At 72.5% G+C, this 23,267-nt stretch carries 21 protein-coding genes; 11 read left to right on the top strand and 10 right to left on the bottom strand.

The features are described from left to right. Positions 1-200 precede the first annotated feature (200 nt). The gene (gene sthA, locus ACWDVW_RS19345) at positions 201-1,604 is read right to left on the bottom strand and encodes a Si-specific NAD(P)(+) transhydrogenase (protein WP_449950646.1); all 1,404 of its coding nucleotides are present in this window, start codon (positions 1,602-1,604) and stop codon (positions 201-203) included. A gap of 148 nt (positions 1,605-1,752) precedes the next feature. Here sthA and ACWDVW_RS19340 point away from each other — a divergent pair, with 148 nt between their 5' ends. Together ACWDVW_RS19340 and ACWDVW_RS19335 are read left to right on the top strand one after the other, a co-directional pair. Then, positions 1,753-2,394, top strand: coding sequence for a biliverdin-producing heme oxygenase (locus ACWDVW_RS19340; RefSeq protein ID WP_449950643.1), 642 nt, complete (start codon positions 1,753-1,755; stop codon positions 2,392-2,394). Continuing rightward, positions 2,391-2,705 (top strand): DUF2470 domain-containing protein, encoded by a 315-nt coding sequence (locus tag ACWDVW_RS19335; RefSeq protein WP_449950640.1) that lies wholly within the window; start codon positions 2,391-2,393, stop codon positions 2,703-2,705. Before ACWDVW_RS19340 ends, ACWDVW_RS19335 begins: the two co-directional genes overlap by 4 nt. Positions 2,706-2,750: 45 nt before the next feature. Here the strand turns inward: ACWDVW_RS19335 and ACWDVW_RS19330 are convergent, their stop codons facing one another. From ACWDVW_RS19330 to ACWDVW_RS19315, 4 genes are read right to left on the bottom strand one after another with little or no spacing between them, the layout of a single operon-like run. Beyond that, the gene (locus ACWDVW_RS19330; RefSeq protein ID WP_449950637.1) at positions 2,751-3,560 is read right to left on the bottom strand and encodes a heme ABC transporter ATP-binding protein; all 810 of its coding nucleotides are present in this window, start codon (positions 3,558-3,560) and stop codon (positions 2,751-2,753) included. Beyond that, positions 3,557-4,585 (bottom strand): FecCD family ABC transporter permease, encoded by a 1,029-nt coding sequence (locus ACWDVW_RS19325; protein ID WP_396748508.1) that lies wholly within the window; start codon positions 4,583-4,585, stop codon positions 3,557-3,559. Before ACWDVW_RS19325 ends, ACWDVW_RS19330 begins: the two co-directional genes overlap by 4 nt. Next, positions 4,582-5,598, bottom strand: coding sequence for a heme/hemin ABC transporter substrate-binding protein (locus tag ACWDVW_RS19320; RefSeq protein ID WP_449950633.1), 1,017 nt, complete (start codon positions 5,596-5,598; stop codon positions 4,582-4,584). The genes ACWDVW_RS19325 and ACWDVW_RS19320 overlap by 4 nt, the downstream gene beginning before the upstream one ends. Continuing rightward, positions 5,595-6,443 carry a hypothetical protein gene (locus ACWDVW_RS19315; protein WP_449950631.1) on the bottom strand — a complete coding sequence of 283 codons (849 nt, stop codon included), beginning with the start codon at positions 6,441-6,443 and terminating at the stop codon, positions 5,595-5,597. Before ACWDVW_RS19315 ends, ACWDVW_RS19320 begins: the two co-directional genes overlap by 4 nt. A gap of 134 nt (positions 6,444-6,577) precedes the next feature. On the opposite strand from ACWDVW_RS19315, the gene ACWDVW_RS19310 reads away from it, so the two are divergent. The 8 genes from ACWDVW_RS19310 to ACWDVW_RS19275 all read left to right on the top strand — a co-directional run bounded on the left by ACWDVW_RS19310 (position 6,578) and on the right by ACWDVW_RS19275 (position 15,903). After that, a complete protein-coding gene (locus ACWDVW_RS19310) occupies positions 6,578-8,104 on the top strand; it encodes an HtaA domain-containing protein (RefSeq protein WP_449950629.1) in 1,527 nt (508 codons plus the stop codon). A 33-nt stretch (positions 8,105-8,137) separates the two neighbouring features. Continuing rightward, positions 8,138-9,145, top strand: a complete 1,008-nt coding sequence (locus tag ACWDVW_RS19305; RefSeq protein ID WP_449950626.1) for a WxL protein peptidoglycan domain-containing protein — start codon at positions 8,138-8,140, stop codon at positions 9,143-9,145. Next, positions 9,142-9,945, top strand: coding sequence for a hypothetical protein (locus ACWDVW_RS19300; RefSeq protein WP_449950623.1), 804 nt, complete (start codon positions 9,142-9,144; stop codon positions 9,943-9,945). The genes ACWDVW_RS19305 and ACWDVW_RS19300 overlap by 4 nt, the downstream gene beginning before the upstream one ends. 239 nt (positions 9,946-10,184) lie before the next feature. Further along, the gene (locus ACWDVW_RS19295) at positions 10,185-10,799 is read left to right on the top strand and encodes a class I SAM-dependent methyltransferase (RefSeq protein ID WP_449950620.1); all 615 of its coding nucleotides are present in this window, start codon (positions 10,185-10,187) and stop codon (positions 10,797-10,799) included. A 115-nt stretch (positions 10,800-10,914) separates the two neighbouring features. Beyond that, positions 10,915-13,167 (top strand): catalase, encoded by a 2,253-nt coding sequence (locus tag ACWDVW_RS19290; protein WP_449950674.1) that lies wholly within the window; start codon positions 10,915-10,917, stop codon positions 13,165-13,167. A 145-nt stretch (positions 13,168-13,312) separates the two neighbouring features. After that, positions 13,313-14,179, top strand: coding sequence for an AraC-like ligand-binding domain-containing protein (locus tag ACWDVW_RS19285; protein WP_449950617.1), 867 nt, complete (start codon positions 13,313-13,315; stop codon positions 14,177-14,179). A gap of 99 nt (positions 14,180-14,278) precedes the next feature. Further along, positions 14,279-15,112: an alpha/beta fold hydrolase gene (locus ACWDVW_RS19280; protein WP_449950614.1), complete on the top strand. Its 834-nt coding sequence runs from the start codon at positions 14,279-14,281 to the stop codon at positions 15,110-15,112. After that, the gene (locus ACWDVW_RS19275) at positions 15,109-15,903 is read left to right on the top strand and encodes an alpha/beta hydrolase (RefSeq protein WP_449950611.1); all 795 of its coding nucleotides are present in this window, start codon (positions 15,109-15,111) and stop codon (positions 15,901-15,903) included. The genes ACWDVW_RS19280 and ACWDVW_RS19275 overlap by 4 nt, the downstream gene beginning before the upstream one ends. A 44-nt stretch (positions 15,904-15,947) precedes the next feature. Here the strand turns inward: ACWDVW_RS19275 and ACWDVW_RS19270 are convergent, their stop codons facing one another. Further along, on the bottom strand, positions 15,948-16,892 hold the full coding sequence (locus ACWDVW_RS19270) for a CPBP family intramembrane glutamic endopeptidase (RefSeq protein ID WP_449950608.1): 945 nt from the start codon (positions 16,890-16,892) through the stop codon (positions 15,948-15,950). Between the two features lie 185 nt (positions 16,893-17,077). On the opposite strand from ACWDVW_RS19270, the gene ACWDVW_RS19265 reads away from it, so the two are divergent. Beyond that, positions 17,078-18,178: a nucleotidyltransferase domain-containing protein gene (locus ACWDVW_RS19265; protein WP_449950605.1), complete on the top strand. Its 1,101-nt coding sequence runs from the start codon at positions 17,078-17,080 to the stop codon at positions 18,176-18,178. A gap of 54 nt (positions 18,179-18,232) precedes the next feature. Here the strand turns inward: ACWDVW_RS19265 and ACWDVW_RS19260 are convergent, their stop codons facing one another. The 4 genes from ACWDVW_RS19260 to ACWDVW_RS19245 form a co-directional block, all read right to left on the bottom strand. After that, positions 18,233-18,673, bottom strand: coding sequence for a hypothetical protein (locus tag ACWDVW_RS19260; RefSeq protein ID WP_449950602.1), 441 nt, complete (start codon positions 18,671-18,673; stop codon positions 18,233-18,235). A gap of 79 nt (positions 18,674-18,752) precedes the next feature. Further along, positions 18,753-19,220, bottom strand: coding sequence for a hypothetical protein (locus ACWDVW_RS19255; RefSeq protein WP_449950599.1), 468 nt, complete (start codon positions 19,218-19,220; stop codon positions 18,753-18,755). 14 nt (positions 19,221-19,234) lie between these two features. Then, positions 19,235-21,904 (bottom strand): hypothetical protein, encoded by a 2,670-nt coding sequence (locus tag ACWDVW_RS19250; protein ID WP_449950596.1) that lies wholly within the window; start codon positions 21,902-21,904, stop codon positions 19,235-19,237. Next, positions 21,901-23,238 (bottom strand): SWIM zinc finger family protein, encoded by a 1,338-nt coding sequence (locus ACWDVW_RS19245; protein ID WP_449950593.1) that lies wholly within the window; start codon positions 23,236-23,238, stop codon positions 21,901-21,903. The genes ACWDVW_RS19250 and ACWDVW_RS19245 overlap by 4 nt, the downstream gene beginning before the upstream one ends. Between the last annotated feature and the right edge of the window lie 29 nt (positions 23,239-23,267).

The following is a 23,267-nucleotide window of genomic DNA, read 5'->3' as shown; positions in this document are numbered from 1 at the left end:
CAGCCCGTCAGCCCGTCAGCCCGTCAGCCCGTCAGCCCGTCAGCCCGTCAGCCCGTCAGCCCGTCAGCCCGTCAGCCCGTCAGCCCGTCAGCCCGTCAGCCCGCTGGCCTGTGGGCACGGGGCCGGCGAGCGAGGGCGATTGCCACCGGAGCCTGGTCTCGCCGCTGCCGGGAGGGGAGCGGCGAGACCAGGCCGGGCGGTCAGTTGTCGATCCGGGTGATGTTGCGGATCTTGTTGGACGCGTCCAACGCCGCCACCTTGTACGCCTCGGCCAGCGTCGGGTAGTTGAACACCGTGTCGACCAGGTAGTCGACCGTGCCGCCGCAGCCCATCACCGCCTGTCCGATGTGGACGATCTCGGTCGCCCCGGTGCCGAAGACGTGGACGCCCAGCAGCCGACCGTCGTCCGGTGAGACGAGCAGCTTCAGCATGCCGTACGAGTCGCCGACGATCTGGCCGCGCGCCAGCTCGCGGTAGCGGGCGACGCCCACCTCGAACGGCGTGGCGCTCTCGGTCAGCTCGTCCTCGGTCTTCCCGACGAAGCTGATCTCCGGGATGGTGTAGATGCCGATCGGCTGCAACTCGTGCATCGGGCGTTCCGGCTCGCCGCAGGCGTGCTGGGCGGCCAACCGGCCCTGCTCCATTGAGGTGGAGGCCAGCGCCGGGAAACCGATCACGTCACCGACGGCGTAGATGTTCTCCACCGTGGTCCGGTAGTTCGCGTCGACCTCGATCCGGCCGCGCCGGTCGGCGGTCAGCCCGGCCGCCTCCAGGTCCAGTCCGTCGGTCTGGCCCTGCCGTCCGGCCGAGTACATCACCGTGTCGGCGACGATCCGCTTGCCGCTCTTGAGTACGCACAGTGCTGCGTTCTGGTGCTTCTCCACCGCGGCGACCTCCTCGCCGAAGCGGAACGTCACCGACAGGTCGCGCAGGTGGTACTTGAGTGACTCGATGATCTCCTCGTCGCAGAAGTCGAGCATCCGTTCGCGGCGTTCCACCACGGTCACCTTGGTGCCCAGCGCGGCGAACATGGAGGCGTACTCCATGCCGATCACGCCCGCGCCGACCACGACCATGCTGCGCGGCACGGCCTGGAGGTTGATGACGCCGTCGGAGTCGACGATGGTCCGGTCGTCGAAGTCGACGCTGTCCGGCCGGGCCGGGCGGGTGCCGGCGGCGATGATGGCCTTGTCGAACGTGATCTTCGAGTCCCGTCCGGAGCCGCCGTCGACCCAGACCGAGTGTGGGTCGGCGAAGCGGCCGGTGCCGGTGATCAGGGTGACCCGGTTGCGGGTCAACTGGTTGCGGATGACGTCGGTCTGTCGGTTGATCACGTGTTGGGTGCGGGCCGCCAGGTCGCTGACGGTGATCTCGTCCTTGACGCGGTAGCTGCTGCCGTACAGGTCTCGTTGGCTCAGTCCGGTCAGATAGAGGACGGCTTCGCGCAGGGTCTTCGAGGGGACGGTGCCGGTGTTGATGCAGACTCCGCCGAGCATGTCGCGCCGATCCACGACGCCCACCCGCCTGCCGAGTTTGGCGGCGGCGATGGCGGCCTTCTGACCGCTCGGCCCTGAGCCCAGTACCAACAGGTCGTAGTCATACACGATCACTAGCGTCGCAAGATGTCGTGGACCGCGCCAGGCCAGCCGACCAAGCGGTACAAGGGTTTACCTTCCTGGAATGTTGACCTGGTGCCCTCTCCCCACCGGGTTGTGATCATGATAGGTTAGGCTTACCTAACAGGAGGTGTTCATGGGGTTCGCCGCACAGGTGCGCGAGTTGACCAGGGCGGACCACCGGGCCGCGCAGAACGTGACGTATTTCGACGCCCTGCTGTCGGGGCAGCTCGACCGGACCGGGTACGCGGCTCTGTTGGAGCAGCTCCACGTCGTCTACCAGACGTTGGAGGAGGCCGCCGAGGCGATGCGGGACGACCCGGTGGCCGGGCCGTTCGTCGTCGAGGAACTGCACCGCCTGCCCCGCATCGTCGACGACCTGCGGTTCCTGCACGGCCCCGACTGGGCCAGCCGGATCGCGCCGAGCCCCGCCACCCGGCAGTACCACGAACGCCTGCGCGAGGTCGCGTTCACCTGGCCGGCGGGTTTCGTCGCCCACCACTACACGCGGTACATGGGCGACCTCTCCGGCGGGCAGGTGATGGTGCGGGCGGTACGCCGCACGTTCGGGCTCGACACCGACGGCGTCCGGTTCTTCCTCTTCCCGGACCTGGACGCGAAGGACTTCAAGCAGCACTACCGCGAGTTGCTCGACACGGCACCGTGGGACGAGGTCGAGCGGCAACGCTTCCTCGACGAGGTGTCGTGGGCGTACCGGCTGAACACCGAGATGATCGCCGAGCTGGGCCGGGACGTGGTGCGGGGGAGTGCCGCGTGAGCGCGCCGAACCCGTTCCCGCCCGAGGTCGTGTCTGCCGTGATGCGGCACATGAACACCGACCACGCCGACGACTGCCGGCTGATCTGCCAGGGGCTGGGCGGTGCACCGGCCGCCACCGCGGCCACCATGTCCGGGATGGACGCCGAGGCGATGTACTTCGCGGCCACCGTGGAGGGGGCTCCGGTCGCGGTGCGGGTGCCCTTCAGCGCCCCGCTCACCGAGCGGCGGCAGATCCGGGCCGAGGCCGCCCGGATGTACCGGGAGGCGTGCGCGGCGCTGGGCGTGACCCCGCGTCCCGACGCGAGCTGATCCCGTGCGACGTACGACGGCCCGCCGGTCACCACCAGCGGGCCGTCACTCGTCGGTGCGGACCGGCACCACCAGCGGCACCCCCGTACGCGGATGCGGCAGCACCTCGATCTCGTGCTGATAGACGTCGCTGAGCCGGTCGGCGGTCAGCACCTCGACCGGTGGCCCGTCGGCGACCAACCGTCCACCGGCCAGCAAGGCGATCCGGTCCGCGTACGCGGCGGCCAGCGCCAGGTCGTGCAGGACGACCACCACCGCGCCGCCCTGGCGGGCCCGCTCGCGTGCGAGCCGGAGCACCAACTCCTGGTGGTGCAGGTCGAGCGCGGCGGTCGGCTCGTCCAGCAGGAGCATCGGGGTCCGTTGGGCGAGCACCCGGGCCAACGCCACCCGCGCCTGCTCACCGCCGGAGAGCGCGGAGAAGACCCGGTCGGTGAAGGACTCGGTGCCGGTCAGCCGCAGGGCCTCACGGACCGCGTCGTCGTCCTCGGCGGCGTACCCGGTCCCGGCCCACGGGGCACGGCCCATCGCGACCACCTCGCCGACGGTGAACGGGAACGTCATGGTGGCGCGTTGCGGCAGCATGGCGCGGAGCCGGGCCAGCTCGACCGGAGCCCACCGGTGCAGCGGCCGACCGGCGAACGCGATGTCACCGGAAGCCGGGGCCAGGTCACCGCAGATGGCGCCGAGCAGGGTGCTCTTGCCGGCGCCGTTCGGCCCGACCAGCGCCAGCAGCTCCCCGCCCCGGACGTCGAGGGTGACGTCGGTCAGGATCGGTCGGCCGCCGCGCCGGACACCCAACCGGTCCACCCGCAGACCGATCGGTTCGCGACCGACCTCCGGCACCGTCCGTCTCATCCCCATCCTCCCGCCCGGGCCCGGGTCCGGCGCAGCAGCCAGAAGAAGCACGGGCCACCCACCACGGCGGTCAGCACGCCGAGCGGCAGTTCCTGGTAGTCGACCAGGGTGCGGGCGGCTAGGTCCCCGGCGACGACCACGATGGCCCCGCCCAGCGCGCTGGCCGGCAGGAGCAGCCGGTGACCCGGCCCGGCGACCATCCGGACGAGGTGCGGCACGACCAGCCCGACGAAGGAGATCACGCCGGTGAAGGCCACCGCGGCGGCGCCGAGCAGCGCGGTCACCCCGATCATGGCGAGTCGCAACCGTTCCACGTGGACGCCCAGGTGCCGGGCCGACCGGTCACCGAGGGCGAGCAGGTCCAAGCGGCGGGCGGTGGCGACGGCGATCGCGATGCCGACGGCCGCGCACGGCAGGGTCACTCCCACGGCCGCCCAGTTGGCCTGGGCCAGGCTGCCGAGCTGCCAGAACGCGATGGCGCGTACGGCGTCGGCGTCGCCGAAGAACATCAGCAGGCCGATCAGCGCGCCGGCCACCGCGTTGACCGCGATGCCGGTCAGTACCAGCGTGACCACCTCGGTGCGTCCGCCGGTGCGGGACATCGAATAGACCAGGGCGGTGGCGGCGAGGCCGCCGAGGAAGGCCCCGACCGCGACGGTCCAGCCGCCGAGGGTGGCGACACCGGTGATGATGACCGTGGCGGCACCGACCGCAGCACCCGAGGAGACGCCGATGACGCCCGGTTCGGCCAGCGGGTTGCCGAAGACGCCCTGCATCAGCGCGCCCGCGCAGCCGAGCGCGGCACCGACGACGACGGCGAGCACGACCCGGGGGAAGCGCACCACCCAGAGTGCGCTCTCTCCGTGCGGGGCGCTCGGCAATGGCCCGACGTCGAGCCCAATGCGGTGCAGCAGCGAGCCGAGCACCTCGGCGGGCGGCACCTGGACCTGCCCGGTGCCGGCCGCGACCAGGCAGAGCAGGACCAGGGCGACGCTCAGCCCGACCAGCAGCAGGGGCCGTCTCATGTGCACGGTCGGTGGACCGCCTCGGCGAGGGCCTGGATGGTGCGGCCGGTCCGCGCCCCGAAGCTCAGCAGCATCCCGTCGTCCATGTCGACGATCCGGCGGTGCTGACCGGCCGGGGTCTGGCCGACGCCGGGCAGGGCGAGCAGGCCGTCCACGCCCTTGACCGACTCCAGCCCGTCGGTCATCACCAGGATGACGTCCGGTGCCGCGTTGATCAGGCCCTCGCTGGTCAGCGGCCGGAACCGGGACAGTCCGATCTCGGTGCCGGCGTCGGTCGCGCCGATCGCCCGGATCATCTCGTCGGAGCCGGCGCCCTTGCCGCCGATCAGGTACACCCCGGCGGTGCCCCGGACATAGAGGAACGCGATGCGCAGCGGCGGGCCGTCCGCCGGGGCGCTGCGGCGGGCCTCGGCGATCTCTCCCTCCACCCGGGACACCAGGAGTTCCCCGGCCGCCGGTACGCCGAGGGCGGCGGCGATGGACCGGATGTTGCGGGGGATCGCGGCGAGGCTCTGCTCGTCGTCGATCAGGACCACCGGGATACCGGCCCGACGGAGTTGGGTGAGCACCTCGGGCGGGCCGATGCTGGTGTCGGCGAGTACCACCGTCGGGTTCAGCCGCAGCACCGCCTCGGCGGCCAGGTCGTGGCCGGCCGGCGTGACCACCGGCAGGTGCGCGGCGGCGGCGAAGGTGGTGGAGGTGTCCCGCCCGATCACCCGACCGCCGAGGCCGAGGCTGAAGACGATCTCGGCGATGGAGCCGTACAGGTTCACCGCGAGGACGCGGCTGGCGTCGGTGACGGTGACCGTCGTCCCGTCGGCCGAGTCCACGGTGGCCGGCAGACTGCTGCCGGGATCGCCGCCGACCGGGACCACGTCTGTGTCGGTCACCACGGCGGTGGCGGGCCCGCAGCCGGTCGCCGGGGTGGCGCCCGGCGTGCCGGCGACGGCGTCGCAGGCGACGAGACCGAGCAGCGCGGGCAGTGCCAGCAGGGCGGGCAGTACGCGCCTCACCGCTGCGCCTGCCGACGTCGGCGGATCCGCAGGACCACCAGCAGGACCAGCAGTACGGCGAGTCCGGCGACGGTGACCGTGAACCAGCGCCCGGCCGGTCCACTGTCGCTGACCTGGGTGGTGAGCAGTTGCTGGTCGCCGCTGACCGGGTCGGTGCCGGTGCCGCCCGCACCGGTGGGCGTACCCGCCTCGGCCGGGGCCGAGCCCTCGACGGCGCCGGTCGAAGGAGTGGTGCCGGCGGGCGCGCCGGAGACGGCCGGTGCCGGGGCGGCGGAGGTCCGAGTGGTGCCGCCGGGGGCTGACGACGCGGGGGCGGCGGCCCGGGTGGTCGGGCTGGCCGCCGGTGCGGCGAAGGTGACCGGGACCTTGACGTCCTGCGAGCGGTCCGAGCTGCGGGTGTGGTCGTTGCGGCTGGCCACCACGCAGCGCCGGACGGTGCAGTCCACGTCGCCGATCGTCGCGGTCAGCCGGAGCCGGACGCTGAACGAGCCGCCGGAGCCGTACGGGACGGCCAGCCCCTCGCCGTACGCGGGCGGGTTCGAGGAGATCCAGTGCGAGGCGCCGCTGGCACCGCTGGTGTCGATGCCGCCGCCACAGGGCGAGGGTGGCGCACCGGCGCCGTTGTCGACGCAGAACGCGACGTAGACGCCCTTGGCCGTGTCGTAACCGGAGCCGGAGACGGTGACCGTGGCACCGGCGAGGGGGATCGCGTTCGTCCGGGTGACGGAGAGCCGCTGACCGTCGGGGCCCCTGCCGACCGTGTCCGCGTACGCGGGGCCGGCCGCGAGGGCGCCGATGACCAGCAGCACCACGCTGACCAGGGCGGCGGCGAGGCGGGCAGGCATGAGTGACCTCCGAAGATTGGTTAGGCTAACCTAAGTAGATCTTGCAGGTTCCGCAAGAGGGTGTTCGGAGGATTTCGCAAAAGATTAGGTGAGCCTAACCTAATCGGGCCCTGCCCCCTCCGAGAGGAAGACTCATGTCCGTACCCAGACCCGGCGGTATCCGCCGACGGTCGTACCGGTGGGCGTCGGCAGCCGTGCTCGGCGCCGCCGCGTCACTGGCCGTGGTGGCCCCGGCGACGGCGGCACCGGCCGACGTCACCGCGGGAAGCCTCGACTGGGGCTTCAAGAGCTCGTTCCGGGCGTACGTCTCGACCGGTAACGGCAACCCGCCGATCGGGGTCGCCGACGGTGCCACCCGCAACGCGGACGGCACCTTCAAGTTCCCGGTCACCGGCGGCACGTACGACAGCGCCACCGGCGCGACCACCGTCAACTACGGCGGCACGGTCGTGTTCTCGTACCCGTCGCACTTCTTCAAGATCACCCTGGCCAACCCCACCGTGGTGGTGGACGGCGCCGGCGGTTCGTTGCTCGCCGACGTCGACCTGGAGGTCAGCGGCGGCGGGTTCGAGCCGGTGCAGATCGAGCAGGCCGCCATCGCCACCCTCGGCACCGGCGGCACCAGCCCGACCGTCTCGGGTGACTCGGTGAGCTGGAGCAACCTGACCACCACGCTGACCGAGACCGGGGCCACCGCCTTCGCCGGCTTCTTCACCGCCGGTACGGCGCTGGACCCGACGTCGTTCACCTTCACCACCGGCACGGGCGGCGGCGGCCCCGCCACCCCGTCGGTGACCGTGGACCCGTCCGCCGCCCTCGACCCCGAGGGGACGTCGGTCACCGTCACCGGCTCCGGGTTCGACCCGGACGCCAACGGTGGCGTCGGCGTCTACGTGGCGTTCGGCCCGAAGGTCGACAACCACTGGACGAACTCCCGCCCGTACAAGCCGGTGAAGTGGGTGCACAAGAACGCCTCGTCGTCCGCGGCGCAGGTCAGGCTCGCCGCCGACGGCACCTTCTCCACCACGTTGGACCTGGTGCCGAGCTACACCGACGGCAACGGCGACACGGTCGACTGCACGGTTACCCAGTGCTACGTGCTGACGTTCGCGGCACACGCCTCCAGCGACCGCAGCCAGGACACCTTCACCCCGATCACCTTCCGGGGTGCCACCGGTGGCCCGAGCGGTGCCGAGCAGGAGATCACCGCCACGGTGCTCCAGTCCGGTCCGCTGACGCTGACCTCGTCCGGCAGTGCCGTGGCGCTGTCGGCCGTGTACCCCGGCGGGGTCGCCGACGGTGCGCTCAACGCGGTGACCGTCAGCGACCTGCGCGGCACCAACGCCGGCTGGAACGTGGTCGGTCAGGTGGAGGACTTCACCAGCGCGCTCGGTGGCACCATCGCCGCCGACAACCTCGGCTGGACGCCGAACGCGTCCGTGCTCGCCGACAAGCTGGTGGGCTCGTCCGGGGTCGTCACCCCGGGCGGGCGGGCCAACCCGGGTGACGGCACGGGTCTGGGCAGCGCCCGTACCCTGTGCGGCTCCGCCGCCGGCGCCAGCGCCGGCAGCTTCCGGTGCGGTGCCGACCTGGGCCTCGGGGTCCCGGCCGCCACCGGTCCGGGTGACTACACCGCCACCCTGACCCTCACCCTGTCCTGACGCGTGGAAGGGCATCTTGTTGTGCGCAGATCGATGACGAGGTGCCCTTCCCCGCACCTGGTCGCCGCGACCCTGGTCCTCACCGTCCTCGCCAGCGTGCTGGCCGGCGGACCGGCCGTCGCCCTCGCCGCGCCGGCTCCCGCGCCGTCACCGTCGCCGAGCGACGCCGGGTTCACCTGGGCGGTGCAGCCGTCCGGACCGTCCGGCCCCACCGGCCGCAGCTACTTCGTCCACGACGCCGAACCCGGTCAGGTGATCGAGGACCGGGTGGCGCTGACCAACCTGAGCACGACCGCGATGACCTTCGCGGTGTACGGCGCCGACGCCTTCACCACCGACGACGGCGGCTTCGCGCTGCAACCGGCCAGCCGTCCGGCGGTGGACGTGGGCGCCTGGACGCAGTTCGCCGAGCGCACCTACCGGGTGCCGGCGGGCGAGCAGGTGATCCTGCCGTTCCGGATCGGCGTACCGGCCAACGCCGGCCCCGGTGACCACGCCGGTGGTGTGGTCGCCTCGATCGCCCAGGTGGCGGAGGGCGGCGGGCAGGTCAGGCTCGACCGTCGCGTGGCCGCCCGGATCTATCTGCGGGTCGCCGGACCGGTGCGTCCCGGCCTCCAGGTGGAGGCGATGCGGATCGGCTACGACAACCCGGTCAACCCGTTCGGCACCGGGCCGGTCGTGGTCAGCTACCGGCTGCGCAACACCGGCAACACCCGGCTGACCGGCACCACCCAGGTCCGCCTGACCGCGCCGTTCGGCATCGGACTGGCCCGCACCGAGCCGGTCACCGTGCCCGAGTTGCTGCCCGGCGCGGCGATCACCGTCACCGAACAGATCAACGGCGTGGTGCCGGCCGGACGGCTGGCCGCCGACGTGGCCGTCGACCCGGCCACCCCGGACCGGATGCTGCCCACCGTGCACCGCACCGCCGCGACCTGGGCCGTGCCCTGGGTCTGGACGGCGGTGCTGCTCGCCGCCCTCGGCGCGCTGCTGGTCAGCCGGGTGCGGGCGATCCGGCGTCGCCGGTCGACGCCGGCATGAGGTGGCTCGCGTACGGTGCCGTCGCCCTGCTCGCCGGCCTCGCCCTGACCGGCGCCCCGACGCCGGACCCCCGGGTGACGCTGGACCGGGCCGAGGCGAGACCGGGGGAGCAGGTGCTGGTCCGGCTCACCGGTTGGCCTGCCGGCACCGTCGTGATCGAGCTGTGCGACGCGGGTACGCCGCCCCGCTGCGCGGTGGACACCTCCGCCCAGATCCACCTGCCCGGCACCGGTGCCGGTGGGACGCCGCTGACCGTCGCCGCGCCGCCCGACGGCTGCCCCTGCCAGGTGCGGGTGCGCACGATGGAGGGTCGGCTCGCGGCGACCGCGCCGCTGCGCGTGACCGGCGCGACCCGGCGATCCGGCGGCCCCGTCCGGCAGACCGGAACCCGCCCCCCGGTCGTCGTCGGGGCACACGTCGAACGCGACGGCGGCTGGCCCGCCCTGTTCGGTGCCGCCGCGCAGCGGACCGTGGTGCTGCGGCTGCGCAACGACGAGCCGGTGCCGGTGGCGGTGGCGCTGTCGTTCACCGTCGGTCGAGGACCGGACCCGACCGGCTTCGTCGCGTCCCCGGACACGCCGGATCTCGCCGCCGGGGAGGAACGCGTCGTGCGGGTCCCGATGACGCTGCCCGCCCCGGCCGTCGGTGACTACCGGATCCACGGCGAGCTGGTCACCTCCGGCGCGGCCCGCCGGGTCGAGGCGACCACCGACCACCAGCCGTGGGGGCTGGCCGGGCTGTTCGGCGTCGCGCTGCTCGTGCCGGTCGCGGCCGAGCTACGCCGCCGCCGCTCCTCCTGACGGTAAACCGCCCACCGCCCGCCCGCTGCCCGCCCCCCGCCCCCCGCCCACCCCCCGCTCCGGCGCGTCGATCAAGGAGTTCTGGTCACGACACCTCGGTGCGCAGGGCCAAAACCTCTTGATCAACCGGCTGTCGGCCTGGAGCCGGGGGTGGTCGGGCGTGGTGGGCGGGTGGCACGATCGGGGTGGGGCGATGCCCGGGTCGCGGTGGGGGCGATCGGGAGAGCGGGGTGCTGCACATGCGACGGCGTGACCGACTCATCCACTACTGGGACGACCGGGCCACCGGGTACGACCGGCGGACCGCCTCGGCGGAACGTCGGCTGCTCGGGACCAGTCGCCGGTGGGTGTGCCGGCGCGCCACCGGGCAGACCCTGGAGGTGGCCGTCGGCACCGGCCTCAACCTGCCGCACTACCCGGCCGACGTGCGGCTGAGCGGCGTCGACTGGAGTCCCCGGATGGTGCGCGCGGCCGGGCGGCGTGCCGCCGACCTCGGTCGTACGGTCGCGCTGGCTGCCGCCAACGCCACCGCGCTGCCCTTTCCCGACGCGCGGTTCGACACGGTGGTCTGCACCTTCGCGCTGTGCTGCGTTCCCGACGAGCGGGCCGCCCTCGCCGAAGCGGTCCGGGTGCTGCGGCCCGGCGGTGACCTGCTGCTCGCCGACCACATCGCCGCCTCCCACCCGCTGCTGCGCGCCGCGCAGCACGTGGTCAACCTGGTCAGCGTGCCGTTGCAGGGCGAGCACTACACCCGCCGCCCGCTGCACACCCTGCGACAGCTCGACGTCGAGGTCGTCGCCACCGAACGACTCATCCACGGCGCCATCGAACGCGTGCACGCCCGCCGGACCTAGCCGCGCACCGAGGGACGGGCCTCACCAGACTCATACCGTTCGCCCTGTTTTGCCGACTCCGGCCAGGGTACCGCGATGCCATCCGGTCCTAATGTTCCAGGAGGTAGTCGCCGAGATGGATGCCCGCAATCCCGCAAAGGTGGTCAAGGAAGCGGTGGAGTCCGCTGCGGAGAAGGTCACCGACGCCCGGACGCCGGAGGTGCCCGGCAAACCCGGTAGCGCCGAGCCGACGGTGCCGGAGCCGACCACGCCGCAGGACCCGCTGCCGCCCAAGCCGGAGCAGGGCAGCCCGCAGACCCGTACGCCGACCGGCGCGCGCACCGGCGCTCCGGCCACTGCGAACGGTCAGCAGGGCGCCTACCTGACCACCGCGCAGGGGGCACGGCTGCGCGACACGGACCACTCGCTCAAGGCCGGTCCCCGAGGACCGGTGCTGCTCCAGGACCACCACCTGCGCGAGAAGCTCACGCACTTCGACCACGAGCGCATCCCGGAGCGGGTCGTGCACGCCCGGGGCGCGGGCGCGCACGGCGTGTTCACCGCGTACGGCGGGGCCGAGGCGGTCACCCGGGCGGGATTCCTCCGCAAGGGCCGCACCACCGACGTGTTCGTCAGGTTCTCCACCGTCCTCGGGTCACGCGGCTCGGCCGACACCGTGCGCGACACCCGGGGTTTCGCCACGAAGTTCTACACCGACGAGGGCACCTTCGACCTCGTCGCCAACAACATGCCGGTCTTCTTCATCCAGGACGCCATCAAGTTCCCCGACATCGTGCACGCCGGCAAGCCGCACCCGGACCGCGAGATCCCGCAGGCCCAGGCCGCACACGACACGTTCTGGGACTTCGTCTCGCTGCACACCGAGGCGCAGCACCACGTCATCTGGAACATGTCCGACCGGGGCATCCCGCGCTCGTACCGGACCATGGAGGGCTTCGGCGTACACACCTTCCGCCTGGTCAACGAGGCGGGAGAGACGGTGCTGGCCAAGTTCCACTGGAAGCCGAAGCTGGGCGTGCACTCGCTGGTGTGGGAGGAGGCCCAGATGCTCGCCGGCATCGACCCGGACTTCCACCGACGCGACCTGTACGACGCGATCGAGGCGGGCGCCTTCCCGGAATGGGAACTCGGTCTCCAGATCCTCCCGGACACCCCCGAGGAGACGTTCGCCGACATCGACCTGCTCGACCCGACGAAGATCGTGCCGGAGGAACTCGCCCCGGTGCAGGTGGTCGGCAGCCTGACGCTGAACCGTACGCCGACGAACTTCTTCGCCGAGTCCGAGCAGGTCGCCTTCCACCTCGGTCACCTGCCGCCCGGCATCGACGTCACCAACGATCCGCTGTTGCAGGGCCGACTCTTCTCGTACGTCGACACCCAGCTCACCCGCCTGGGCGGCCCGAACTTCTCGCAGATCCCGATCAACCGGCCGCACGCGGCCGTCAACGACATGCTGCGCGACGGCCTCCACCAGCACGCGGTGCACGCCGGGGTGGCGCCGTACCGGCCGAACTCGCTCGACGGCGGCAACCCGTTCCCGGCCGGCGACGCCGAGAACGCCTTCGTGGACGTGCCGGTGCGGGTGGCCGAGGCGCCGAAGGTCCGGGCCAACCCGGCGTCCTTCGACGACCACTACAGCCAGACGCGACTATTCTGGCTGAGCATGTCCCCGGTGGAGCAGGAGCACATCGTCGCCGCCTACACCTTCGAGCTCGGCAGGTGCTACCACCGGGAGATCAGGGAACGGCAGCTCCAGTGCCTGGCCAACATCGACCCGGTGCTCTGTGCCCGGGTCGCCGCCGGTCTCGGGCTGCCCGCTCCGGAGCCGACCGTGCCGTTGGCCGACGTCACGCCCAGCCCCGCGCTGTCCCAGGTGGGGCGGCAGTGGCCGGCCGACGGGCGGGTGGTCGGCATCGTCGTCGACCCAGAGGCCGATCTCGACACGGTCCGCGACGTGCGCCAGGCGGTCCTCGCCGCCGACATGGTGCCGCTGCTGATCGCCCCGCACGGCGGCCTGATCGGTGACCTGCCGGCGCAGCGCAGCTTCGCCACCGGCCGGTCGGTCGAACTCGACGCGCTGCTGGTCGCCGCCGCACCGGCCCCGGCACCGGACGCGCCGCCGGCCCCCGCCGCGCCGGCCGGCGCGGCCCCGGTGGACCCCCGGGTGCTGCTGATGGTCGAGGAGTGCTGGCGGCACGCCAAGGCGATCGGTGCCTGGGGCCCCGGCGTCTCCGTGCTGGAGCAGGCGGGAGTCGCCGGCACCTCCGGCGTCGTCAGCGCCGACTCCGGCGGGGACGTCTTCACCGGAGTGCACCGGCTGATGGCCGACCACCGGGTCTGGGAACGGTTCCCCGCCTCGGCCGGCTGACCCACCGACCGGTCCGTGGGGGCGGTCCGTCGCACGGCGATGGGCCGCCCCCGCATCCGTGCACTGTCGGTCGCGCCCGTGCACTCACAGCCCTCCCCGCCCCGTCGGGCCAGCGTTAGGTTTCGATCCGACGGAGGGAGGGAGCATGCTCGTGCTGGACACCGGGAACCTGCCGGTCGGCGAGCGCGCCGAGGCGTTCCAGGCCACGGTCAGCGCCAACTGCTCGTCGAGCATGGCGTCGTTCGAGGACCCGGACGCGATCCACGCCCGGATGACCGTCTTCGACTTCGGGCCCGCGAAGGTCTTCAACATCGAGGCGTCCGGCACCACGCTGCGGCGTACCCCTCGGATGTCCCGGGCGGAGACCGAGACCTCGATCGTGCTGGCGGTGCCGCTGCGCACTGACAACCACCTGAGTTGGGCGCGCGAGGACCGCCGGTTCGGGCCGCGTGACCTGATGCTGGTCGATCTGTCGCTGCCGTACGTCTACGGCTGGCAGGGCGGCGGGGCGTCGTACGCGCTGCACGTCGACGTGGACCGGCTCGGCGTACCCCGCGACCTGATCCACGAGGCGGCCCGGACGCTACCGGGCAGCCCGATGTACGACCTGGTGCGGGACCACGTCATCCGGATGACCACGCAGGCCGACCCGCTCGCCGCCACCGCTGCCGCCGCCGAACTCGGTGCCGCGTCGGTCGAGCTGATGCGGGCGCTGGTGGTCTCCGCCGCCGCCGCCAACGCCATCTCGCTGCGCGCCCTCTACAAGCTGTACGAGGAGATGGGCCAGAGCCTGGAACAGTCGATCATCGAGCAGCGCCTCCTGGGTGCCCGCGCCGACCTGACCGCCTCGCACCGGCGGTACACCTCCATCGCCGCGCTGGCCCGCGCATGGGGTTTCTCCAGCCCGAGCTTCTTCTCCCACCGCTTCCGGGCGGCCTTCGGGCTGACCCCGCGCCAACTGGCCGCGACGCGGCCGACCACCCGTGTTCCGGAACCGGCCCGCTCGCGCTGAACCGGTGTGCCGCCAGGCGCAAGAACCGTGCGCCGACACGAAACCCGGGCCGCGCGATCGGTGCGACATTTCTCGCCCAGGCAGCGAAAGGACGGCAGGATGCCCTTCGTCACGACCGCGGACGGCGCGGAGATCTTCTACAAGGACTGGGGTACGGGACGACCGGTCGTGCTCAGCCACGGCTGGCCGCTCAACTCCGACAGTTGGGAGGCGCAGGCGCTGTTCCTCGCCTCGCACGGCTACCGGGTGATCGCGCACGACCGACGCGGGCACGGGCGCTCCACCCAGACCTGGCACGGCAACGAGATGGACACGTACGCCGACGACCTGGCCACCCTGGTCGACACGCTCGACCTGCGTGACGCGACGGTCGTCGGGTTCTCCACCGGTGGGGGAGAGATCACCCGGTACATCGGCCGGCACGGCACCTCGCGGGTGGCACAGGCGGTGCTGGTCTCCGCCGTACCCCCGCTGATGTTGCGCACCGACGACAACCCGGACGGCGTACCCGGGGAGGTCTTCGACGGCCTGCGGGCCGGGTCGCTGGCGGACCGGTCGCAGCTCTACCGGGATCTCGCCGACGGTCCGTTCTTCGGCAACAACCGGCCCGGGGTGGAGATTTCGGCCGGGATCCGGGACGCGTTCTGGCGGCAGAGCGTGCAGGCCGGGCACCGCAACGCGTACGAGAGCATCGCGGCCTTCTCGGCCACCGACTTCCGGGCCGACCTCGCCCGGTTCGACGTGCCGACGCTGGTCATCCACGGCGACGACGACCAGGTCGTGCCCTTCGACGTCGGCGGCAAGGCGTCCGCCGCGCTGATCAAGGACGCGACTCTGGTCGTTTACCCGGGCGCGCCGCACGGCATCACCGACACTCACAAGGAGCAGCTCGGCCAGGACCTGCTGGCCTTTCTGAAGGAGTACGACGCATGAGCACGATCGTCCTGGTGCACGGCCTCTGGGTCACCTCGCGCAGTTGGGAACACTGGGTGCCGTACTTCGAGGCGCAGGGGCACACGGTGCTGACGCCGACGTACCCGGGCTTCGAGGTGGAGGTGGAGGCGCTGCGCGCCGACCCGACGCCGATCGCGACGGTGACCGTCCCGGAGACCGTGGCGCATCTCGAGAAGGTCATCACCGCGCTGCCGGAGAAGCCGATCATCATGGGTCACTCCTTCGGCGGCACCCTGACCCAGCTCCTGCTCGACCGGGGACACGGCGCGGCCGGCGTAGTGATCAACTCGGCGCCGCCCGAGGGCATCCGGGTGAACCCGCCCTCGCAGATCAAGTCGCTCTTCCCGATCCTCAACAACCCGGCCAAGCGTCACCGCGCGGCCGGGTTCACCCCGGAGCAGTTCCACTACGCGTTCACCAACACCCTGCCGGAGGACGAGGCCCGGGCCGCCTACGACCGGTACGCGATCGCCGCGCCGGGAAGCTGGGTCTGGTCCTACGGCCTGCTCGCCAACTTCACCCCCGGCAAGCAGGAGACCTGGGTCGACTTCCGGAACGAGGGGCGCGCCCCGCTGCTGTTCATCGCCGGGGGCAAGGACCACATCATGCCGGCCTCGGTGAACCGCTCCAACGCCCACCACTACAAGGCGCCCGGCACCGTCACCGACTTCCACGAGTTCCCCGAGCGCTCACACTGGACGTGCGCGGAGCCCGGCTGGGAGCAGGTCGCCGACTACGCCCTCGACTGGGCCCAGCGCCACGCCGTCTGAGCCGGTGGGCTCCCGCCGGTACGCCGTCGGGAGCCCACGCCGACTCACCCGGCGACCAGCATGCCGACGTCCACCCCCAGTTCCGGTGCGCAGTGCAGCAGGAACGCGGGCCACACGCTGCCGGTACGCGCCCAGATCCACCCCAGCGCCAATCCCATCACGGTCGCGAAGAGGCCACCGGCGACGTTGAAGCCCCAGACGCCGTCGAGGTCGACGAGGATGCCGTGGCCGGCGCCGAAGACCACGCTGGTCAACACGATGCCCCAGCCGACGGGCGCGCCGAGGACGACCCAGGGCGTACCGAAGGCCCGGTCGAGCACCGCGATCATCGCGGCTCGCCAGATCAACTCCTCGGTCAGGTTCGGGATCGTGGCGTTGAAGGCCACCTGCTCGGCGCCCACCGCCGTGGCGGCCGACGGATCCAGCGCGACCGCCAGCGCGGTGAGCCCGACGAAGACCCCGAACACGACGGCGATGGTGAGCAGCGCCGGCCGGGCCGAGCCGGGCGTGATCCTCAGCCGCAGGCCCGCCTCGGCGCGTGCCCACCGGTGCAACATGCCGAACAGGACGGCCAGCCAGACCAGGTCGAGCACCTTGCCCTGCCAGTGCCGATCGAGCGCGTCGAACACCGGCAGCGGCGCCATCCGTCCGGAGACGGAGGTGAGCAGCACGAGGTAGCCGACCACGGCGACCGCGAGCCAGGTGCCGGGTGCGGCCACGATCCGCCGTACCGCTGCGGTGCCACGCCGGGCCGCCGTGACCGCGAGAAGGACCAGCAGCGTCACGAGCAGCGTGCCGACCAGGGCCGCACCCCAGGCCGTCGCCACCGCGACACTGCGGGCGGCCTCACCCAGCCCGTCGGGAACGATCCACGCGTACGCGACGAAGACCACCACGAGCGGCACCAGCACGGGTACCACCCACCGACCCGTCTCCGCAGGTCGCACCAGTCGCCCGGCGTCCTTCGTGTCCCTGCCCAAGATCCCCATGCGAGCCGACGCTACCCCGCGCCCGCCAGTCGACCCGGCCTGTGCTCAGCGCAGGGTGAGCGGCGCGCCAGTGGTGACCTCCATGACCTCGGCCCCTATCGAGCTGACAGCACAGACGGATCAGCCTGCCCCTCGCGCCAGTCGCGCCGAAACGTGGGTCGCCACCGGTCCCAGACCACACCTTCATGGATGTTGCTGCCTCCGCCGGCAGCGAGACAGCAACATCCATGAAGGTGCTCGGGACGGCGCTGGCGTTGGTCATCGGACTCCCGCTCGGCATGCGTGACGTCCACAGTGGTGTGGGGATCGAGCTATCGCCTTTGTCCGGTCTGGGCTGGTCGGACATGTCTCCAGGAGGTTCCGTGCCGCCGATGCTGAACCTCGTCGCCGGCTGGCTCTGTCTCATCTCCGGTGTGCTGTTCACGGCGCGTGCGGTGAACCTCCTGCGCACCGAGGGCCGGCAGAGTCGGCCGACGTCCCGGACGGGGCACCTGACCGTGTACGAATTGCTGTGGCAGGGCGTGGCAGTGACCCTGCTCGGGATCGGTAACCTGCTCGGCGGCCGGTGGGCGTACCTGGCCGTGGCAACGGTCCGCGTCTCATCGTGGCAGTGTGGCTGTTCGCACGTCGGCGTGTCGGCCAGCCACACTGCCACGATCAGGGAATCCTGTCGCGCTCCTGGCGCAGAGGGAACGCGGACGGGGTCCACAGGCGGGCTCGGCACCGGGCAGGATCAGGTTGTGGATGAGAAGACCGACGGGCAGTTACGCGTCATTCGCGAGGTCGTGGCGGTCCTGCGGGCAGCCGATGTCGCAGCATGGTTGTTCGGGGGCTGGGGACTCGACGCGCGGATCGGTCGTATCACCCGCGAGCACGGCGACGTGGAGTTCTGGGTGGAGCGTATCCACGCCGACCGGTCGAAGGCGCTGCTCGTGGGAGCCGGCGCCACGGCGCTGGCGACCCAGCCGCCAGTGGAGTCGTGCGAGTTCACCTGGGACGGTGTCTCCTTCAGCACCGCCTACTTCGACCGGCGTCCAGACGGGTGGTTCCACCAGCCGTTGGGACGGTTCTCGGACTGGATGTTCCCGCCAGGATCGTTCGACGACGAGCTGGTGACGCTCGACGGTACGCCGGTGCTGGCCATGAGTGTCCCGGGCATGCTGGCCATGAAGGAGCAGTACCCGCACCTGCGCAACGGTCGGCCATGGCGGCAGAAGGACGTCGCCGACATCGGGGTACTCCGGCGGCTGCTGGCTTCCTCGGAGCCGGCCGGCGGTCCTCTCTGAGCGGGTCCGAGCAGCACATCGACCGTCCTTTGAGGATGTGTGCCGGCTGTCCGTTCAGAGCACGAGCAACAGGACGGGCGGCGCCACCAGCAGAGCGATGATGCCGACCCGGACCGGTCGGAGCACACGGGGTAGGCAGGCCAGCGCGACGGCTGCGTAGCACGTGCCCCAGATCGATGCGTAGACCGCGACTGGCGGCAATCCGGACGGGTCGATGGTCTGCTGGTAGAGGCCGAGAGCGAAGCCTCCGGCGGCCAGTCCGCCGATCGTGACCGTCGGAGCCACCCAGGCCGGTCCGGTCAGCGCCAGCAGCACCCAGCTCACCACTACTATCGTCGGCAGCCCGACGACAAGGGCGAGAATAAGCAGACCGATCGTGTCCTCGGCGGGCCGGTCCTGCTCACTCAATGCTCGCCAGGTCGCGCCGATCGTGGTGCCGAACACCGCGCCGAGGAACGCTGCGATCGCGACCCGCCAGGCCGAAGAGGTGGGCATGGGAGAACCTGCCAGGGGAGAACGCCGCTGCTGAGGTCGGACCGGCTGATCCTGACGGCGGCTCGGACGTCGTTCCCGCTCATCGTAGGGTGCGGACCGGGAGGTGGGTTGTCCCCGCATGCGTCAGGATGCCGACCGCGCTGCCGACCAGCAGGCCGGCCACCGTCGCCCACTCCGCGCCGATGACCGTCTCCAGCAGGGCGTCGAGACCGAGACCGGTCGCGACGCCTGTCGACAGGCCGGCGGCAAGGGCCCACCAGCGATGGCGCACCCCCTCCGCGTGCTGGTGGAGGACGGGCGACAGCGTGGCCAGGAGGATGAGCGTCGGCGGGTGGTAGGGGATCAGCAGCACCAGGGCGACACCGACGATCGCCCCGACGGCCAGGGCCGACAGGCCGACGGCGAGCGCCTGGTGCAGGTCGACCGGCTCGGGGTCGACGTCCGGAGAGCGCCGCCAGAACCGCCGCCAGTTGTCGGCGGGAGACCGCCCGGGTGCGGCCCGGGCGGTCTGCGTCGTCGGTGGCGGTTCGTGCACGCGGTCTGTCATCGGTGGCGGTTCGTTCACGGGTTCTGTAGCGCCTGGTGCAGGCGGCGGGCCTCGGTGACCAGTCGGCTGGATCCACCTCGGGCGGCCACCTCGGCGAGGCCGGGCACGTCGAGGCGTACCCCGGTGGTGGTGGCGGTCTCGGTGGCCAGGGTCAGCATGTCGATGGTGCCGCGTGGCGCGGTCCGCGCGGTGAGCAGTGCGGGCAGCGTGGCGGCCAGCAGCCGCCACACGGTCAGCGGTGCGCCGGCCTGGGCGGCGTCGCGGAGGGGCTCGACGACCCGCGACAGTTTGACCCGTTCCCCGGTGGCCAGGGTGCCGAGCGCCGTGCCGGTGCCTCCTGCGTCGAGCTGGTCGGCGGCGGCGAGCGTGAGCAGGGCGTCCAGGGTGGCGACGCGGTCGGGGGCGTGTCGGGCCCCGAGGCCGTACGCCATCGCCAGGTCGAGTGCGATCCCGCCGGGTCCGGTGGCCTCGGCGAGCAGCGGCAGCACCGCCGTGCCGTCGCGTTGGTCCAGGTCGGCGGTGTTGGCGACGAGGGGGAGTACGGAGGCGGCGACGACGCCCCGGTGGCCGGGCAGCAGTGTGGGCCACAGATTCACCCAGCCGGTGTGCTCCACGCCGATCGAGGTCGGGTGCAGGGTGAGCAGCCCGTCGGGGTCGGCGTGGCCGTCGGGCGGGCTCAGCTCGACCAGCAGCCGCTCCGGCGGCATGTACGGGTGGTCCCAGTTGTACTGGCCCTTGCGCTTGCGGTGCAGGGTGCTCTGCCGCATCACCGGTTGCGGCAGTCCACCGTCGCGCAACCAGGCGGCGAGGCGGTCACCGGCCGGGGTGCCCAGCGCCGCCGCCTTGCCGGCGACCGCCTTGCCGGCGACCGCCTCGTCGGCGTCGGTCGGCAACCGCAGCAACGCCTGGGTCAGATCCCAGTGCCCGGGCGTACGCGCACCGAGCGCGGCGAGCCGTTCCACCAGGACCAACGGGTCGAGGGCGCCGTTGGCGGACGTGGGCAGTGCCAGCAGTCCGGTGTCGCCGCGGTCGGTGACGTGTGCGCCGATCTCGACGAGCCGGGCGCGCAGCAGCCGGTGCACCGGGGGCACCCGGGGATTCGTGCCGACCAGCTCCGGTGCTGACGGCTCGCTGCGGCGCAACGCCGCGAGCAGCGCCTGCCATCGGGAGCGGGGCTGGGCGGGCTGCTCCACTCCGGCGCTGGTGAACACGTCGACGAGCACCTGGCAGAGGCAGAGCGGATCGTACCGGTGCTCGTTCGCCCACGACCAGTGTCGACGTTCGAGCACCGGGTCGAGGGCGGCGCGTACCCGAACGGCGTCGGTGGCGGTGAGCCGGACCAGTCCGTCCAGGATCCGTTCCAGCGACGCGCCTTCGTACCGGGTGCCGAGCAGCGCGGCGACCTCCTCGGCCAGCTCGTCGACGTCGGTGATCGGCTCGGGGGCCGGGGCGGGTGGCGTTGGGGCGGGCAGGTCGTCGCCGCGCGGGCCGGTGACCGCCGGGCCGAGGTCGGGTGGGACCGGCGCGACGCCGTGGCGGGCAGCCAGGGTGGTGGCGCGGTCGCGCAGCTCGACGGCGGGATGGTCAGCGCCGAGCGCGATCACCTCGGCGATCTCGGTGGCCCGGTCGGGGTGCTGGCGGGCCAGCTTGTCGAGCCAGGTGAGCTGGGTGCGGACCAGCGCCTTGTCGGGGCGGGTGAGCACCTGACGGGAGGCGTCGAGGATCGACTCCAGCCCCAGGTCGGGCACCTGACGCAGCGCCTTCTGCGCCATGGTGGCCACCGGCGCGGGCGCGTCGGTGAGCAGCCGCAGGTGGTCGGTGGCGTGGGCGGCGATCTCGGCGGTGCTCAGCGCGAGCAGGCCGAGCAGGGTGGTGAAAGCGCGCAGCGCGGTGGGCCGGTCGCCCCGTAGCAGGCGGCCGAGCGCGCCGTCGACGAGTGCCGCCCGGTCGACCACCCCTTCGGCGGCGAGCTGGGTCAGCGCGGTCAGCAGGGCGTGCCGCTTCGGCTCGTCCCAGCTCTTCCAGTGCACGTCGAACATCATCTGGGTGCCGATGCCGTCCACCTCGAACAGCCGGGTCAGCATGGCCGGCAGGAACGGGTCGTCGCGGATCCGGTCCGCCACCGGGGTCGGGGCACCTCGGCGGCCCCGGTCCGGGAACTGCACGGCGCTCAGCCAAAGCTGCACCGAGCGGTCGTCGGTGGGCGGCGGTGACCCCTCGGCCTGCAACAACGCGGCGACGAACAGCCAGCCGTCGACCCAGGTTCGTTGGCCGAACCGCGCTGCCACCCGGTATGCCAGGTCACCGAGCCAGGTGACGCCGCGTTCCTCGGCGACGGCGAGGACGAGCCTTGCGGCCCGGGTGCCGTCCACCGGCACCGAGGCGCGCCCGATGATCGCGGCGGCCTGGGCGGCGGTCGGCAGGCAACCGACGACGGCGACCGCGAGCGCGGTGCCCGGCCCGGCGGTCCACCAGGTCTCCCGGTCCCGCTTCTTGAACCAGGCGGTCAGCTCCACACCGATCTCGCGGCGGAGCGGCTCGGGCAGCCCGACCAGCGCCTCCGCGACCTGCTCGGCGGAGCCGTTGCCGACCAGGTCGAACAGGTCACTGGTGCCGCCTTCGGCCAACTCCCGCCGCCGTCGCGGCATGCTCTTGATGATGTCGACCTGCGTAGGACGCCTCACACCCGCTCCTCGACCCGGTTGGTGACCATCATGCGGGTGGCCAGGGCGTGCCGGCACGGCCCCCGTTGTCCCCGGTGCTTGGCCCACCAGGGACAGGTGCAGGTGAGCGCGCCGTCGGGCAGCAGCCGGACCCGGTAGACCTGGTCGCCGCTGCGGATGGTGGCCGACGCGCCGTCCACCTGCACCGCCCCGGCGTCGAGCAACGCCCGCGCGCCGACCAACCGGGGGTTGTCGCGTTCGGCCCGGCCCGCGTCGTAGGGCATGACCCGGTGGAAGTACGCCGCCTCGGAGACGTCGTACCCGACGCGGCCGGCGGTGCCGAGCTGGGCCAGCGCGCCCCGGACCCGGTCGGCGTCGATGCCCGCCTCACCGGCCAACCGGTCCACGTCGACGGTCGGGTCCCAGGAGAGCAGCGCGGAGACCAGCTCGGCGTCGTCGACCACGTCGTCACCGGCCAGCGCGGTCAGCGCCGCGCCCTCGCCGGAGAAGCCACGGTAGGGCTCGGGGGAGAGGGTCAGCGAGAGCCGTAGCGCCCCGGTGTCCAGCTCCCAGACGCTGGGCAGCGGCGCGGAACCGGCCTGGACCGTCGGGCCGTACACGCGGAGGGTCTTCGCGAAGCGCAGCATCGGGTGCAGCGCGACCAACCGGCTCGGCCCGGCCAGGCAGACCGCCCCGGGGACCGGACGCGAGGTCAACCGCAGCGACCGGCCGGCGGGCACCACCCACAGCACCGAGCGGCTGCCGCCCTTCGGCAGTCGCCGCAGGAACGTGGTGGCCTCGGCCGCCGACAGCTCCGCGCGGGGCTCGAAGCGGGCGGCGAGCACCTGGACCTCGGCGAAGCCGCGCAGCCAACGCTTCGGCAGCGGGACCTTCTTCTCGACCACCTCGCCGTCCATCGTCGACACGGTCAGGTCGTCGGGGCCGACCGACAGGTGCAACGGGTCCAGCCCGCCGACCCGGGACAGTGCCTCCCGCAGCGGCGTGTTGACGTCGACGTTGGTGGTGCCGTGCTCGACCACGTCACCGTCGAGGCCCTCGGGAAGCGCGTCGAGGCGCGCGTACACGCCGCAGCAGCCGGAGAAGGACTCGAAGCGCAGCCGGTCGCGGCTGCCGGTGACCACCGGGTCGAGGCTGGCCGGGTCGACCGGCCGGTGGTAGCGGGTGCGGGCCACCTCGGCTACCGCCAGCAGGCCGACCGCCGCCGCCTGCGGCGTGGTCAGGAAACCACGGAAGAAACGGGGATTCGGGGTGGGCCCGCCGCTGGTCTGGAGGGCGAGCGCGCCGCCGCCGAGCGCGGAGGGGGCGAGATACCGGTACGTCTGCACTGCGTTCACGCCGTCGGACGGTAGAGCACGCCTGCGAC

The organism is Micromonospora sp. NPDC003241, assembly GCF_053589795.1.
Note: the sequence above shows the minus strand (reverse complement) of the source record. Positions and strands in the feature narration are given on the sequence as shown.

What these genes read in the sequence shown, in the direction of transcription:
- ACWDVW_RS19255 (WP_449950599.1), bottom strand. Translation starts at nt 19,220, where the DNA reads ATGACAGACCGCGTGCACGAACCGCCACCGACGACGCAGACCGCCCGG.
- ACWDVW_RS19285 (WP_449950617.1), top strand. Translation starts at nt 13,313, where the DNA reads ATGCTCGTGCTGGACACCGGGAACCTGCCGGTCGGCGAGCGCGCCGAG.
- ACWDVW_RS19325 (WP_396748508.1), bottom strand. Translation starts at nt 4,585, where the DNA reads ATGAGACGGCCCCTGCTGCTGGTCGGGCTGAGCGTCGCCCTGGTCCTG.
- ACWDVW_RS19265 (WP_449950605.1), top strand. Translation starts at nt 17,078, where the DNA reads ATGGATGTTGCTGCCTCCGCCGGCAGCGAGACAGCAACATCCATGAAG.
- ACWDVW_RS19270 (WP_449950608.1), bottom strand. Translation starts at nt 16,892, where the DNA reads ATGGGGATCTTGGGCAGGGACACGAAGGACGCCGGGCGACTGGTGCGA.
- ACWDVW_RS19330 (WP_449950637.1), bottom strand. Translation starts at nt 3,560, where the DNA reads ATGAGACGGACGGTGCCGGAGGTCGGTCGCGAACCGATCGGTCTGCGG.
- ACWDVW_RS19280 (WP_449950614.1), top strand. Translation starts at nt 14,279, where the DNA reads ATGCCCTTCGTCACGACCGCGGACGGCGCGGAGATCTTCTACAAGGAC.
- ACWDVW_RS19275 (WP_449950611.1), top strand. Translation starts at nt 15,109, where the DNA reads ATGAGCACGATCGTCCTGGTGCACGGCCTCTGGGTCACCTCGCGCAGT.
- ACWDVW_RS19260 (WP_449950602.1), bottom strand. Translation starts at nt 18,673, where the DNA reads ATGCCCACCTCTTCGGCCTGGCGGGTCGCGATCGCAGCGTTCCTCGGC.
- ACWDVW_RS19340 (WP_449950643.1), top strand. Translation starts at nt 1,753, where the DNA reads ATGGGGTTCGCCGCACAGGTGCGCGAGTTGACCAGGGCGGACCACCGG.
- ACWDVW_RS19290 (WP_449950674.1), top strand. Translation starts at nt 10,915, where the DNA reads ATGGATGCCCGCAATCCCGCAAAGGTGGTCAAGGAAGCGGTGGAGTCC.
- ACWDVW_RS19295 (WP_449950620.1), top strand. Translation starts at nt 10,185, where the DNA reads ATGCGACGGCGTGACCGACTCATCCACTACTGGGACGACCGGGCCACC.
- ACWDVW_RS19305 (WP_449950626.1), top strand. Translation starts at nt 8,138, where the DNA reads ATGACGAGGTGCCCTTCCCCGCACCTGGTCGCCGCGACCCTGGTCCTC.
- ACWDVW_RS19315 (WP_449950631.1), bottom strand. Translation starts at nt 6,443, where the DNA reads ATGCCTGCCCGCCTCGCCGCCGCCCTGGTCAGCGTGGTGCTGCTGGTC.
- ACWDVW_RS19310 (WP_449950629.1), top strand. Translation starts at nt 6,578, where the DNA reads ATGTCCGTACCCAGACCCGGCGGTATCCGCCGACGGTCGTACCGGTGG.
- ACWDVW_RS19300 (WP_449950623.1), top strand. Translation starts at nt 9,142, where the DNA reads ATGAGGTGGCTCGCGTACGGTGCCGTCGCCCTGCTCGCCGGCCTCGCC.